Origin of the sequence: Streptomyces sp. NPDC050564, from assembly GCF_044457265.1 — a bacterium.
GTDB lineage: Bacteria > Actinomycetota > Actinomycetes > Streptomycetales > Streptomycetaceae > Streptomyces.
The window spans coordinates 44,370-58,180 of sequence record NZ_JBITGS010000003.1 but is presented as its reverse complement, the minus strand read 5'-3'; the positions used below and the strand labels follow the sequence as shown (position 1 = coordinate 58,180).

Genomic DNA, 13,811 nt, shown 5'->3' with positions numbered 1-13,811 from the left:
CCCGACGCGCGAGCGAAGCAGAGCGTGGGGCGGCGTGGGTACGGCCGGCAGCGCCGGGCAGCCCGCAAACGTGCCCCGAGTACGGCACCGGAGGGCTCGGGCGGGAAACTGTCCGTTATGAGTGAACGCACCGCCCCATCGAAAACGGTCCTGCTCCGCCGCGGCGAAGTCCACAGCCCCGCCGACCCCTTCGCGACAGCGATGGTCGTCGAGCGCGGGCAGGTCGCCTGGGTCGGCTCCGAAGGCGCGGCCGACGCCTTCGCGGACGGGGTCGATGAGGTTGTGGACCTCGAGGGCGCCCTGGTCGCCCCGGCGTTCACCGACGCACATGTGCACACCACCTCCACCGGGCTCGCGCTCACCGGCCTCGACCTGTCGGACACCACCTCCTTGGACGCGGCCCTCGCCCGCGTGCGCGACTTCGCCGCCGCCCGCCCCACCGACCCGGTCCTGCTCGGCCACGGCTGGGACGCGGCTCGCTGGTCCGGCGGCCGCCCTCCGACGCGCGCCGAGCTCGACGAGGCGACCGGCGGGCGCCCGCTCTACCTCTCCCGTATCGACGTGCACTCCGCCGTGGTCACCACCGCGCTCCTCGACCTGGTCCCCGGGGTCACCGCACGCGCCGGATACGCGCCCGACGGACCGCTGACCCGCGACGCCCACCACGCGGTCCGTGCCGCGGCCCTGGGCGCCGTCAGCGGTGAGCAGCGCACCAGGGCCCAGCGTGCCGCGCTTGCCCACGCCGCCTCGCTCGGCATCGGCTCCCTGCACGAGTGCGCCGGTCCCGAGATCTCCGCCGAGGACGACTTCACCGGGCTGCTGCGGCTCGCCGCCGAGGAGCCGGGCCCCCGCGTGGTCGGCTACTGGGCTGAGCAGGACGTCGACAAGGCCCGGGCCCTCGGCGCGATCGGCGCCGCGGGCGACCTCTTCGTCGACGGCTCCCTCGGTTCGCACACCGCCTGCCTGCACCAGCCGTACGCCGATGCCGAGCACACCGGCACGTCCTACCTCGACACCGCGGCAGTCGCCGCGCACGTGGTGGCCTGCACCGAGGCGGGCCTCCAGGCGGGCTTCCACGCCATCGGGGACGCCGCGGTGACGTCCGTGGTCGAGGGTGTGCGCGCCGCCGCCGAGAAGGTCGGCCTCGCCCGCGTCCGAGCCGCTCGGCACCGCGTCGAGCACGCCGAGATGCTCACCCCGGAAACGATCGCCGGATTCGCGGAGCTCGGTCTCACCGCCTCCGTGCAGCCCGCCTTCGACGCGCTGTGGGGCGGCGAGGGCGGCATGTACTCCCAGCGCCTGGGCGCCGAGCGGGCCCGCACGCTCAACCCGTTCGCGGCCTTGCTGCGTACCGGCGTGCCGCTCGCCTTCGGCTCCGACAGCCCGGTCACGCCCCTCGACCCGTGGGGCACGGTCCGTGCCGCCGCCTTCCATCGCACGCCCGAGCACCGGGTGTCCGTACGCGCCGCGTTCACGGCGCATACGCGTGGTGGCTGGCGGGCGATCGGACGGGACGACGCGGGTGTCCTGGTGCCCGGCGCGCCCGCCGACTACGCCGTGTGGCGCACCGCTGAGCTCGTCGTGCAGGCCCCCGACGACCGGGTCGCGCGCTGGTCCACCGATCCCCGCTCCGGCACACCCGGGCTGCCGGATCTGACCCCGGGGAATGACCTGCCCGTCTGTCTGCGCACGGTGGTCGGCGGACGGACGGTGTTCGTACGGCCCAACGAGTGATGTCCTGGGGTGGCGCCGTCCCCTTCATCGCCCGCCGCCGCGTCGCGCGACCTGCGTATCCTCCGCACTGACCAGGTCATTGGGGGGAAAACAGCAGCTCAAGCGACTGTTGACAGCTGGCCTCAGGTGGCCGGTAGGTTCGGCCGGGTCCACCACCGGACGTCCGACCGGGGAATTTTCCGCGCGGCCTCGAAGTGCCGCTGGGTCAGGGGTGGTGTGCCGCACCGGCGCACCACCACTGGGAGCCAGGCCCAGCGCCCGTGCAACGAGGCGAGGGAACGTTTCCGACAAGTCGGCAGGTGTGACCCGGGTGGGGCCCGGACGTTCAGTAGACAACGGCTTTCGGTCGATCCGCAGCCAGCGGGTCCCTGGTCGGCCCGAAGGGCGCCGGGCCCCGATCCGCAGCACTCGATTTCGCCACCGGGTGCCCCGTCTTACCCGGCTCTTGTCGAATCGACACCTCCGTACTAACACGGCGACGCAACAGCGCAGGTTGAGCGCACTATGGTGGACCCCTGCGTATGGACACGAAGGGGCAGCAGTGAACGACGGCGACGGGACCCTCGCGGCAGGAGCCCAGGGGAGGCAGTTCGGCCCGCTCGGCACGGCCTTGGTGATCATTCCGACCTACAACGAGGCGGAGAACATCAAGAAGATCGTCGGCCGGGTGCGCGCCGCCGTGCCCGAGGCGCACGTCCTGGTGGCCGACGACAACAGCCCCGACGGCACGGGCAAGCTGGCCGACGAGCTGGCCGCCGAGGACGATCACGTCCAGGTGCTGCACCGCAAGGGCAAGGAAGGCCTGGGCGCCGCCTACCTCGCGGGCTTCCGCTGGGGCATGGAGCACGGCTACGGCGTACTCGTCGAAATGGACGCCGACGGCTCGCACCAGCCCGAGGAGCTGCCCCGCCTGCTGACCGCACTCAAGGGCGCCGACCTCGTGCTCGGCTCGCGCTGGGTGCCGGGCGGGCGGGTCGTGAACTGGCCCAAGTCCCGCGAGTTCATCTCCCGTGGCGGCAGCCTGTACTCCCGCGTCCTGCTCGACGTGCCGATCCGGGACGTCACCGGCGGCTACCGGGCCTTCCGCCGCGAGACCCTCGAAGGACTCGGCCTCGGCGAGGTCGCCTCCCAGGGGTACTGCTTCCAGGTCGACCTGGCCCGCCGCGCCGTCAAGGCCGGCTTCCATGTCGTCGAGGTCCCCATCACCTTCGTCGAGCGGGAACTCGGCGACTCCAAGATGAGCCGCGACATCCTCGTGGAGGCTCTGTGGCGGGTCACCACGTGGGGCGTGGGGGAGCGGGTCGCGCGGATCACGGGGCGCAAGCGGTCCTGACGTCGCGTTGGCCGCAGGCTGTTCTGCACGTCGCGCGGGCCGCAGGCTGTCCCGCATGTCGCGCGGGCCTCAGGCGGTCCTGGCGTCCTACCAGCGGCGAGTCCTTGTGACGCCCGGTCTCGATCCACAGCTGCCGTCGGCGTTCCCACAGCAGGTGTTGATCATCCGCTTATCCCGTACTGAGGCGCGCCCAGGCACACTGGGAGCATGACGACTGGCGCTCCGACTCCCACGTACCCCGCCCGCCCGCGGCGCTCGCGGCTGCGCACCTTCCTGCCGCTCGGCATCGCCGCGTGGCTGGTGCTGGAGATCTGGCTGCTGACCGTGGTCGCGGGCGCGGCGAGCGGCTTCACGGTCTTCCTGCTGCTGGTCGCCGGGTTCGTCCTCGGTGGTGTGGTCATCAAGCGGGCCGGACGCCGGGCCTTCCGCAACCTCAGCGAGACGCTGCAACAGCAGCAGAGCGGCACCGCCCCCACGACCGGGCGCGGCGACGGCAACGGCCTGATGATGCTCGGCGGTCTCCTTCTGATGATCCCCGGCCTCATCTCGGACGCCGTGGGCCTGCTCCTGCTGATCCCGCCGGTCCAGAAGGTCCTCAGCCGCTACGCGGAGCGCACCCTCGACCGCAAGATGCGCGAGGCCGCCCCCGGCACCTTCGGCGACGCCTTCCAGCAGGCCCGCATCCACCGCCCCGACGGCAAGGTCGTCCAGGGCGAGGTCATCAGGGACGAGGACCTGCGGGGCCCGGCTTCGGAGCCCGGCACGCACCCGCCGCTGAACCGCTAGTGTCCTACGCCATTAATTCGTCGTTAGTTCTTGGCGCCCCAGTGTCGCCGACTTGGCCGAATACTCGCAGGCCGGGGTTGGATGGGCGGCCGACCAAGCCGGCCGGGCAAGGCGCGAATCTACCGACGAACTTCTGACGCGGCACTAGTCCTCAGCCCGACCCTGCTTCTTCTCAGCCCGTCTCCGGGGGTGAAGCCCCCGGAGACGGGCCATGCCATGACGCCGGGCTCAACGCGGACGCCGCACGGAACGCGCGAAACCGCGAGCACCGGTACACAAGGTGTACGGCGCCCGCGGTCACGTGCGTGCGTTGTATGCCGCCCAGCCCCCGGAGGGACTACGCGGACTTGCGGCTGTCTCGCGGGTGTACCGCGATGTTCATCGCACCGGAGCGGAGAACGGCCAGGCGCTCCTCCAGGACCTCTTCGAGCTCCTCGCGAGTGCGTCGCTCCATCAGCATGTCCCAGTGCGTGCGCGCGGGCTTCGCCTTCTTCTCCTCAGGGCCGTCGCCGTCCACGAGAAGTGCCTGGGCCCCGCAGACCTTGCACTCCCACTCCGGCGGAATTTCGGCCTCCACCGAGAAGGGCATCTCAAAACGGTGCCCCTTCTCGCATGCGTACTCCACGGCCTGGCGCGGGGCCAAGTCGATGCCGCGGTCCGTCTCATAGCTGGTCACTACGAGGCGTGTGCCGCGAAGAGCTCGCTCACTCATGAATCGTGCCTCCCGGGCTTGTCGCCCACAGGACAGGTGTCGCTGTCGTCGTCATCCGGTCAACGTCCGGTCGGCGGTAAAGATTCCCGTTCCGGGTCATGCGTCGCCGTCGTAGCCGCCCCTTGTTGTACCCACCGGCGCCCGGTTTGTCACATCTGGCAGCAGATGTCACCCAGCGTTTCAGTATCTTTGACGCGCAGTAACGGTACGCCTGGCAGGCCAAACGCGTACACTACCGGCCTTTGGCCTCGGGTGCTAAATCCTGTCCGGTACGGGATTGCCCGCGTCGCGCACCGCCTGGCGCACCGGAACCCGCGCGAGCAGCACGAATCCGATGACGAAGAAGGCCACGAGCGAGATGATCGCGTCCCGATAACTTCCCGTCAGCTGGTAGGTCAACCCGAAAAGAAGCGGACCCAGCCAGCTCATGCCGCGGTCGCTCATTTCGTACGCCGAGAAGTACTCGGCCTCCTTGCCACTCGGCACGAGATGCGAGAACAAAGAGCGCGACAGTGCCTGGCTGCCGCCCAGGACGAGGCCGATGCCGGCGGCCAGGACGAAGAACCAGACGGGCGCGCCGGCGGGCAGGAAATACCCGGCGCCGAGCGTCACGGTCCAGGCGACGAGCGAGCCGAGGATCGTCCGTTTCGCGCCGTACGTCTGCGCCAGCCGTCCCATCCCGAGGGCGCCCCCGACCGCGAGCACCTGGACCAGCAGCACGGCGACGATCAGGGTCGACTGGCTGAGACCCAGCTCCTCCGATCCGTAGACGGAAGCCTGCGAGATGACCGTCTGGATGCCGTCGTTGTAGACGAGGTACGCGAGCAGGAAGGCGAGCGTGAGCGGCTTGCCGCGCATGTCCCGGACCGTGGCCGCCAGCTGCCGCCATCCGTGCACGGACGCCGTCCCGGCAGCGGCCGCAGGGCGATCGCGCAGCCGCTTGAGGGGGACGAGGGTGAAGGCGCCCCACCAGATGCCGGCCGAGGCGAGACAGATGCGGACGGCCGTCGACTCGGAGACACCGAAGCTGCCATGGGCCGTGAACAGGATCAGGTTCGCGACCAGCACCAGCGAGCCCGCCGCGTAGCCGAAGGCCCAGCCCCGGGACGAGACGGCGTCGCGCTCCTCGGGCGGGGCGATCTGGGGCAGATAGGAGTTGTAGAGGACCATCGACACCGCGACCGAGGCATTGGCGACGATCAGCAGCAGGCCGCCCAGCAGATAGCGGTCGCCGTCGAGGAAGAACATGCCCGTGGTGGCCGCGGCGCCCAGGTAGGCGGCGGCCGCGAGCAGTGGCTTCTTGCGGCCCGTGCGGTCGGCGGCCGCGCCCGCCATCGGCATCACGAAGATCGACAGGATGACGGAGGCGGAGACCGCGTACGCGAAGAAGGATCCGGCGCGAACCGGGATGCCCAGGGGGTGCACGAAACCATCCGCGTCCGCCGCGTGCTTGGCGACAGACGTCAGATAGGGGCCCAGGAAGACGGTCAGCACGCTCGTCGAGTAGACGGAGCACGCCCAGTCGTAGAAGTACCAGCCGTGTTGCTCGCGCCGCCGCTCGGCGGCCTCGTCGGCCGGCTGTGCCCGCACGGTGTCAGTGCCCACCCGTGCCCCTCGCTTCCCCGTGAACGGACCGCGCGAGGAGGCTCAGAACCAGGTGCCCCGATCTTCCAGGACCTTGCGCAGTGTGTCGATGTGATCGGTCATGATGCCATCGACTCCCAGGTCCAGGAGCCGGTGCATACGTTCCGGTTCGTTCACGGTCCACACGTGCACCTGCAGCCCGCGCGCATGAGCGGTCCGTACGAAGCGGCGGTCGACCACCAGCACACCGGACTGGGACTCGGGGACCTGGGCGGCGATCGCCGAGCGGCGCACCGCGGCCGGTATGCCCCAGGCGCGCAGGCGCAGATTGAGCACACCGCGGGTGCCGTACGACGTCGCCAGGCGCGGCCCGGCCAGGTGCTGGGCGCGGGCGACGCGCGCCTCGGAGAAGGAGCCGACGCAGACGCGGTCCCAGGCATCGGTGCGGTCGATCAGGTCGAGCAGCGGCTGGAGGGCGGGTTCGGCCTTGATGTCGACGTTCCAGCGCACCTCCGGGAGGGTGTCGAGCAGTTCTTCGAAGAGGGGGACCGGTTCCTTGCCCGCCACGCGCGCGTGGCGCACGTCTTCCCAGGGGAGGTCCGCTATCCGGCCCGCCCCGTCCGTCACCCGGTCGAGAGTCGCGTCGTGGAAGGCGACGAGCCTGCCGTCCGCAGTCGCGTGCACGTCCGTCTCGATGTAGCGGTAGCCCGCTGCCACCGCGCGCCGGAACTGGGTCAGGGTGTTCTCCAGACCGTCCGCCGCCCCGCCCCGGTGTGCGAAGGCGATCGGGCCGGGGTGGTCGAGGTACGGATGGCGTATGCGGGTGCTCACCCGGGCAGTATCGCGCGCTCCGGTTGACCGGCGGCAACGACGGTGCTGCCGCCCGGTGCCCGGCGGACGGCGAACACGCGCAGGAAGAGCTGGGCGAGGGGGCCGATGGCGACGGCGTACAGCACCGTGCCGATGCCGACCGTGCCGCCGAGCGCGAAGCCCGTCGCGACGACGGTCACTTCGAGGACGGTGCGGACCAGACGGATGGAGTGGCCCGTGCGCTTGTGCAGACCGGTCATCAGGCCGTCGCGCGGGCCGGGACCGAAGCCGGCCGAGATGTACAGGCCCGTCGCCACCCCGTTCAGCACGATGCCCGCCACGAGCAGCGCGATCCGTACGGGCAAGGTGTGCGCGTCGGGCAACACGGCGAGCGTGCCGTCCATGGCGATGCCGACCACGAAGACGTTCGAGACCGTGCCGAGGCCGGGGCGCTGGCGCAGCGGGATCCACAGGAGCAGCACCGCCGCGCCCACGATGATCGACACCACGCCGATCGTGAGGCCGGTCAGCTCGGCGAGGCCCTGGTGCAACACGTTCCAGGGCTCCAGCCCGAGGCCCGACTCCACGAGCAGGGCCGAACTCGCGCCGTACAGAGCCAGGCCGACGTACAGCTGGACGAGGCGGCGGGGGAGCCGCCTGGACTGCGAGCGTGTGGACATGAAAGTCCCCCCAGTGGTGGTAGTGGCCTGACGCATGACACTCTGTGGCTTGAGAAGAAACGTCATCCATGGCCAATTCGGGGAAGGTGGACTGGGAATCATGGCGCAGTGGACTTCGGCGGTGGGTGCCGCACAGCTGGCCCGGCTCCTCAACTCCCAGCAGGAGCGCCCCGCCGGGCCGGGCACCCGTCGTCCGCCCGCCTATCGCGCGCTCGCCGACGGCATCCGGCTGCTGGTGCTCGAGGGCCGGGTGCCGGTCGCCACGCGGCTGCCCGCCGAGCGGGAGCTCGCGCTGTCCCTGTCGGTCAGCCGTACGACGGTCGCCGCGGCCTACGAGGCGCTGCGGGCCGAGGGGTTCCTGGAGTCCCGCCGCGGCGCGGGCAGCTGGACCGCCGTGCCGGCCGGGAACCCGCTGCCCGCGCGTGGCCTGGAACCCCTGCCACCCGAGGCACTCGGATCCATGATCGACCTCGGCTGCGCGGCGCTGCCCGCACCCGAGCCATGGCTCACCCGCGCCGTGCAGGGCGCCCTGGAGGAGCTGCCGCCGTACGCGCACACGCACGGCGACTATCCCGCCGGGTTGCCCGCGCTGCGCTCGATGATCGCCGAGCGGTACACCGCCCGCGGCATTGCGACCATGCCCGAGCAGATCATGGTGACCACCGGGGCGATGGGCGCGATGGACGCGATCTGCCACCTCTTCGCCGGGCGCGGCGAGCGCATCGCCGTCGAGTCGCCCTCCTACGCCAACATCCTTCAGCTGATGCGCGAGGCCGGGGCCCGGCTGGTGCCCGTCGCCATGGCCGAGGGCCTCGCCGGATGGGACATGGACCGCTGGCGCCAGGTCCTGCGGGACGCGGCACCCCGTCTCGCGTACGTGGTGGCCGACTTCCACAACCCCACGGGAGCCCTTGCCGACGAGCACCAGCGGCGCGGACTCGTGGACGCCGCGCGTTCCGCGGGCAGCGTGCTCGTCGTCGACGAGACCATGAGTGAGCTGCACCTGGACGAGGGGTTGGACATGCCGCGCCCCGTGTGCGGCTTCGACCCGGCCGGCTCGACCGTGATCACCGTCGGCTCCGCCAGCAAGGCCTTCTGGGCCGGCATGCGGATCGGCTGGGTGCGGGCCGCGCCCGATGTGATCCGCAGTCTCGTCGCCGCGCGCGCGTACGCCGACCTCGGCACCCCCGTGCTGGAGCAGCTGGCCGTGAACTGGCTGCTCAGCACCGGGGGCTGGGAGCAGGCCGTGGACATTCGCCGGGGCCAGGCCCGGGAGAACCGGGACGCCCTCGTCGCCGCCGTGCGGCGGGAGTTGCCTGAATGGGATTTCTCGGTACCGAAGGGCGGGCTCACGCTGTGGGTGCGGACCGGGGGACTGTCGGGGTCACGGCTCGCCGAGGTGGGGGAGCGGGTGGGGGTGCGGGTGCCGTCCGGTCCTCGGTTCGGCGTGGACGGGGCCTTCGAGGGGTATGTGCGGTTGCCGTTCACCGTGGGGGGCGCGGTGGCCGAGGAGGCGGCGGTGCGGTTGGCCGCGGCGGCGCGGTTGGTGGAGACGGGGGCGAACGGGGGGAACGAGACGCCGCGGACGTTCGTGGCGTAGGGGTTTCGCCCCCTCCGCCCCTACCCCGTCCCTTACCTGGGGGCCGCCCTCAGACCCCCCGTGTCGCGATGACGCGCTTGAGGAGCGGGCGTCGGGGCGGAGCCCCAAGGACGGGAAGGGCAGGGGGCGGAGAGGGCGAAAGGCATATCCAGCTGCGGACCTCAGCCCTCCGCCACCGCCGCCTCCGCGGGAACGGGCTCCGCCTCCGCGCGCAGCGGCTCCGCATCCGCCGGCACCGGCTCCGCAGCGGCGGGAGTCGTCGGCTCCGGAAGGAGATCGAGAACCGCCCGCCGATGGGACTCGCTCGTCGCGTCGTCGTACGGGTCCGGCGTGGCCGGGACCTGGAGGCGCAGAACGGCACCGGTGCCGAGGCGGGCGTACCCGCGGCCGGGCGGCACGTCCCGGGTGGGGGTCGTGTGCGGCGGCGCGCCCAGGATCGACTCCAGCTGGGCGGAGGAGGCAGGACCGAGCACCACGCGCGCGCGGGTGTGCTGGCGAATCGCGTCGCTGAGAAACTCCAGACCGTCGAAGTGCTCGGCGACGACCACCGTGACGCCCGCCGCGCGCCCGTGCCGGAAGGGGACCTGAAGGAGGGCCAACGGATCCTTGCGCCCGTCGGCGGCGGCCAGGTGGCCGAGCGCGCTGGGCCGGTCCAGGAGGATCCACAGAGGGTTCTTGATGTCGTCCGGTGGGGGATGACCCGCCTGACGGGCACGGTTGGCGGCGATCAGCCGCCGCTCCGTCTCATGCGCGGCCCATTCCAGACTGGCGAGCGCCCCCGCCAGACCGCACTCGACGGCCAGCACACCCTGCCGCCCGGTCATACAGGCGTACTCGCCGGTGCCGCCCCCCTCGATGACGACGACATCGCCGAACTGAAGGGCCTGCAGGGCGATGGAGCGGAGGAGGGTCGTCGTGCCGCTGCCGGGCTCGCCGACCACCAGCAGGTGCGGCTCCGTGGAGCGGATCCCCGTGCGCCAGACGACCGGGGGAACGTCGCGCTGCTCCTCACCGTAGGTGAGAGGGAGTGTGCGCTGGACGTCGGCCGGGTCGGTGAAGCCGAGGACGGTCTCGCCCGGGGTGGTGACGAAGCGCTGGGCGGAGATGTCGGTGGGCAGGGGCGGGAGGACGCTGACGGTGAGTTCGTTGCCCTCCTCGTCCCAGTCGAAGTGGTACTCGCGGCCACGCCCCGACTTGGCGTGCAGGAGGTGCTCGATGCGGGCGCGGGACTCCGCTTCGCCGTCCGTGAAGTAGGCGGGGTAGCGGATGAGGAGTCGGGACACGCGTCCGTCGTCGTCGAAGTCGTACGAGGAGAAGGCCTTCTCCCAGTCGCCGCCGTGGGCGTAGAGGGGATCGGGATCCTCGGCCGCCGAGAAGTACGGGACCAAGGCCTCGTACAGCGACTTGAGCCGCCCGGTCTGCGCCTCATCGGGGCCTGTGGGCTTCGACGAGGTGCGGTCGCGGCCGGTCCAAGCTGCCGCCGCCATCAGGCTGATGACGGCGAGCAGCGGTCCGTACGGCACCAGCGCCACAACCAGGATGACCGAGGCCACCAGGAACAGCAGCGGCCCGCGCCGGTCCTTGGGAGTGGCGGCCCACTTGCGCCGCCCGGCCCCTGCCAGTCGGCGCAGTCCACGGGTGACCGTGATCAGCGGGTGGAGAACGTCGGTGGCGCCGTCGGCTGCCGTCCGGGCCAGCTCCCGGCTTCGGGCGATCTGCGCGCTGCCGTTGCTCAGAATGCGGGGGAGAGGGCGCCGAGCCACTGCTGTCTCCTGATGGTGCGTGTGTGGGGGAGGGCGTCAGAACTTGATCCCGCCAAGGAGGCTCGCCAGGCTTTCTCCGCCGGCCTTGATGCTCGGAGCGATCGCCGTGCTCGCGAGGTAGAAGCCGAAGAGTACGGAGACGGAGGCGTGCGAGCCCTTGAGTCCGTCCTTGCGGAAGAAGAGGAAGACGATGATGCCGAGCAGGACGACGCCTGACATGGACAGAATCATTTGAGTTCTCCTGGGTCGTGGGGACAGTCACCATGAGTTCTTCCAGGATCACAGGATGTATCCATACGATAAAAGGTGCAACTGGGTGAATTTCGCCGGATTTCACCAGGGTGGCGGAGTCGTTTGGGCCGCCCAAGCAGGTCTGTTGCGCCCGACGGCGCCTGCTGTGATCTTTGCCGGTGACGGTGCCGGTCATGTGCTCTCGGACCCAGTACGCTGGCGATTCACCCGTACGGGGGCGCCGCTCGCCGCCGTACCGGCCCGGGCATGACAGCTCCGCTCGCTGTCGTAAGCTCCCGCAGTCCCCGTTGTAGTCGTTGTGAGAGGCGGTCCGCCGATGAGTGAAGCCCCCGACCCCGAGGTCGTGGAGCTGGCGACCAAGATCTTCGATCTGGCGCGTCGCGGCGAGACCGAGGCGCTCGTCGCGTACGTGGACGCGGGCGTTCCGGCCAATCTCACCAACGACCGCGGCGACTCGCTCGTGATGCTCGCCGCGTACCACGGCCACGCCGAGGCGGTACGCGCCCTGCTGGAGCGCGGCGCCGAGGCCGACCGCATCAACGACCGGGGTCAGACACCGCTCGCCGGGGCCGTCTTCAAGGGCGAGGAGGCCGTGATCCGGGTGCTCCTGGACGGCGGCGCGGATCCGGCCGCGGGTACGCCCTCGGCCGTCGACACGGCGCGCATGTTCGGCAAGACGGAACTGCTCGAATTGTTCGGCGCACACTGACTCGAACGCCCTGACCAGGCGAAACGCAAGAAATAAGGGAGGCGGAACGGGGCCGCCGGAAATGCGGTCGCGGCAGGAAGAACCGCTGGGTCATCATGACGTCGTGATTCACGGACGCGATGGCTGGGCAGGTGTTGCCGCACCGCGCGGGCCGTGATGCGGCCCGCATGGGCCACCGACGAGAGGCAGAGGAAGATGGTCTACAGCAAGCAAGAAACGGCGGGCGCTCCGACGTGTTGTCACGCGGCCAGGTAATGCAGGATCCCGGTTGCGTCGACGCTTGATGTGAGGCTGTTTCCCATGTTCGATCCGGTCATAGCGCCCAGCGGAACGCTGCTCGGCCTGCTCCAGAGGGGCCGCGGCGACGGCACGCTGCACGCGCTCACCGCACCGCGGGCCGAAGCGCTCGCGGCACTGAACCACTGTGTGCTGCGCGATCCCCGCCACGACTGGCAGGTGGAGAACCGCTCCCTGTACTACGCCCGTCTCTACCTCGATCTGAGCGGTGAGCTCGACGAGATCGAGCGGCACCTCTTCGACGCCGAGGACGTCCTCGACACGTGCGAGTCACGCACGGGGCTCGCCCTGGCGGTCCTCGGGCACCTCGCCTCGTACGGCAGGCGCGACGCGCTCGAACTGCTGCGCAGGTACGCCGCCTTCGGCACCAACTGGGCCTGGGCCCTCGACGAGCTGGCCCTGCGCGACGACGACGCGGGTCTGCGTGCCCTGGCCGCGCCCGTACTCGCCCGCTTCCCGGCCGACGCGGAGGGCGAGGCCGAACTGGCCGCCGCCGTGCGCGACGCCTTCGAGCCACGGCCCTGGCGGCTGTGGGCCGACGATCCGCGCGAATCCATCGGCACGCGTGTGCGTGCCGCTCAGGAACAGGGTTCCTTCGACCGCTGGCAGCGGCAGATGCGACCGTCCGGGCCCCGCCCGGGGTGGAGTGTCCAGGCCGTCTTCGACTGGGCGCAGCAGGGCATCGACCGCGGCGCCGCGCTCCATGTCCCGGCCGCCCGTTGCCTCACCGCCGTCGCCGGCCCCGAAGACCGGCCCGAGATCGTCGCCGCCGCCCGCGGCGGCGGCGACGGAGCGCGCTGCACCGCCTTGCGCTATCTCGCCGACAGCAATGATCCGGACGCCCTCGACCTGATCGAGACAGCCGTGGCCGACGGATCGACGACCGTGGCCGAGGCCGCCGTCGACGCCTTCGAGCGGATGCGCAGTGTCGCCGCCGTCGACCGGGCACGAGGCTGGGCGCACCGGCCCGATGCTCTGGGCGCCGCCGCGGGACGGATGCTCGCCTGCCGGGGCGGAGCGCAGGACAGCGAACTGGTCCTGGGCGCACTGCGGGAAGCGGTACGCGGCGAAGGCCCCGACGCACCGACCCTGTGGACCCTCGTCGACGGCACCGGACGGCTCGGCATCGCCTGTGCCGCACCCGTGCTGCGGCACATCTATCGCGAGACCGCGTCATCCCATCTGCGCGGGCGCGCCGCCCGTGCCCTGGCCACCACCGACCCCTCGTTCGCCGCGGGCTTCGCCGTCGAATGCCTGTGGGACTGCGAGGAGACCACGCGCGAGGTGGCTGCCCGGCACGCCGAGACCGGTGATGCCCGTGTGGTGGATCAGCTGCGCCGGCTGGCGGCGGATCCGGCCGAGGAGGCGGACGTCCAGACAGCGGTACGGAGCCGGATCGGCCCCGACATGCCGGCCGTATGAACGTTCGGTGACCCCGGAGTCAGGAGGGCATGGACGGGGGCCGACCTGCTCGGGTGTGCAGCGCAACGCTCATGGGACGTTCACCGTTCGCAAAGATCCACGTTGACGCGGCCACGTCCGGTGCGGCGA

General features: G+C 71.2%; 12 protein-coding genes. 6 read left to right on the top strand and 6 right to left on the bottom strand.

The window, feature by feature from the left end:
* Nucleotides 1-117: 117 nt before the first annotated feature.
* The 3 genes from ACIBK0_RS06105 to fxsA all read left to right on the top strand — a co-directional run bounded on the left by ACIBK0_RS06105 (nucleotide 118) and on the right by fxsA (nucleotide 3,853).
* Nucleotides 118-1,734, top strand: a complete 1,617-nt coding sequence (locus tag ACIBK0_RS06105) for an amidohydrolase (RefSeq protein ID WP_399076155.1) — start codon at nucleotides 118-120, stop codon at nucleotides 1,732-1,734.
* A gap of 541 nt (nucleotides 1,735-2,275) precedes the next feature.
* Nucleotides 2,276-3,067, top strand: a complete 792-nt coding sequence (locus tag ACIBK0_RS06100; RefSeq protein WP_399076153.1) for a polyprenol monophosphomannose synthase — start codon at nucleotides 2,276-2,278, stop codon at nucleotides 3,065-3,067.
* A gap of 207 nt (nucleotides 3,068-3,274) precedes the next feature.
* The gene (gene fxsA, locus ACIBK0_RS06095) at nucleotides 3,275-3,853 is read left to right on the top strand and encodes an FxsA family membrane protein (RefSeq protein ID WP_399076151.1); all 579 of its coding nucleotides are present in this window, start codon (nucleotides 3,275-3,277) and stop codon (nucleotides 3,851-3,853) included.
* A 337-nt stretch (nucleotides 3,854-4,190) separates the two neighbouring features.
* Here the strand turns inward: fxsA and ACIBK0_RS06090 are convergent, their stop codons facing one another.
* From ACIBK0_RS06090 to ACIBK0_RS06075, 4 genes are all read right to left on the bottom strand, one after another.
* Nucleotides 4,191-4,565, bottom strand: coding sequence for an RNA polymerase-binding protein RbpA (locus tag ACIBK0_RS06090; protein WP_003977404.1), 375 nt, complete (start codon nucleotides 4,563-4,565; stop codon nucleotides 4,191-4,193).
* A gap of 255 nt (nucleotides 4,566-4,820) precedes the next feature.
* Nucleotides 4,821-6,170, bottom strand: a complete 1,350-nt coding sequence (locus ACIBK0_RS06085; protein WP_399076148.1) for an MFS transporter — start codon at nucleotides 6,168-6,170, stop codon at nucleotides 4,821-4,823.
* A 42-nt stretch (nucleotides 6,171-6,212) separates the two neighbouring features.
* Complete coding sequence (locus tag ACIBK0_RS06080; protein ID WP_399076146.1) at nucleotides 6,213-6,980, bottom strand: glycerophosphodiester phosphodiesterase; 768 nt, start codon at nucleotides 6,978-6,980, stop codon at nucleotides 6,213-6,215.
* The gene (locus ACIBK0_RS06075) at nucleotides 6,977-7,675 is read right to left on the bottom strand and encodes a YitT family protein (RefSeq protein WP_399076144.1); all 699 of its coding nucleotides are present in this window, start codon (nucleotides 7,673-7,675) and stop codon (nucleotides 6,977-6,979) included. The genes ACIBK0_RS06080 and ACIBK0_RS06075 overlap by 4 nt, the downstream gene beginning before the upstream one ends.
* Nucleotides 7,676-7,739: 64 nt before the next feature.
* On the opposite strand from ACIBK0_RS06075, the gene ACIBK0_RS06070 reads away from it, so the two are divergent.
* Nucleotides 7,740-9,239, top strand: coding sequence for a PLP-dependent aminotransferase family protein (locus ACIBK0_RS06070; protein WP_399076142.1), 1,500 nt, complete (start codon nucleotides 7,740-7,742; stop codon nucleotides 9,237-9,239).
* A 161-nt stretch (nucleotides 9,240-9,400) separates the two neighbouring features.
* Here ACIBK0_RS06070 and ACIBK0_RS06065 read toward each other — a convergent pair whose 3' ends face one another.
* Together ACIBK0_RS06065 and ACIBK0_RS06060 are read right to left on the bottom strand one after the other, a co-directional pair.
* A complete protein-coding gene (locus tag ACIBK0_RS06065; RefSeq protein WP_399076140.1) occupies nucleotides 9,401-11,002 on the bottom strand; it encodes an ATP-binding protein in 1,602 nt (533 codons plus the stop codon).
* A 36-nt stretch (nucleotides 11,003-11,038) separates the two neighbouring features.
* A complete protein-coding gene (locus tag ACIBK0_RS06060; protein ID WP_399076138.1) occupies nucleotides 11,039-11,233 on the bottom strand; it encodes a hypothetical protein in 195 nt (64 codons plus the stop codon).
* A 337-nt stretch (nucleotides 11,234-11,570) separates the two neighbouring features.
* Here ACIBK0_RS06060 and ACIBK0_RS06055 point away from each other — a divergent pair, with 337 nt between their 5' ends.
* Nucleotides 11,571-11,963 (top strand): ankyrin repeat domain-containing protein, encoded by a 393-nt coding sequence (locus ACIBK0_RS06055; protein WP_362517465.1) that lies wholly within the window; start codon nucleotides 11,571-11,573, stop codon nucleotides 11,961-11,963.
* 300 nt (nucleotides 11,964-12,263) lie between these two features.
* A complete protein-coding gene (locus tag ACIBK0_RS06050) occupies nucleotides 12,264-13,682 on the top strand; it encodes a HEAT repeat domain-containing protein (RefSeq protein ID WP_399076135.1) in 1,419 nt (472 codons plus the stop codon).
* Nucleotides 13,683-13,811 lie beyond the last annotated feature (129 nt).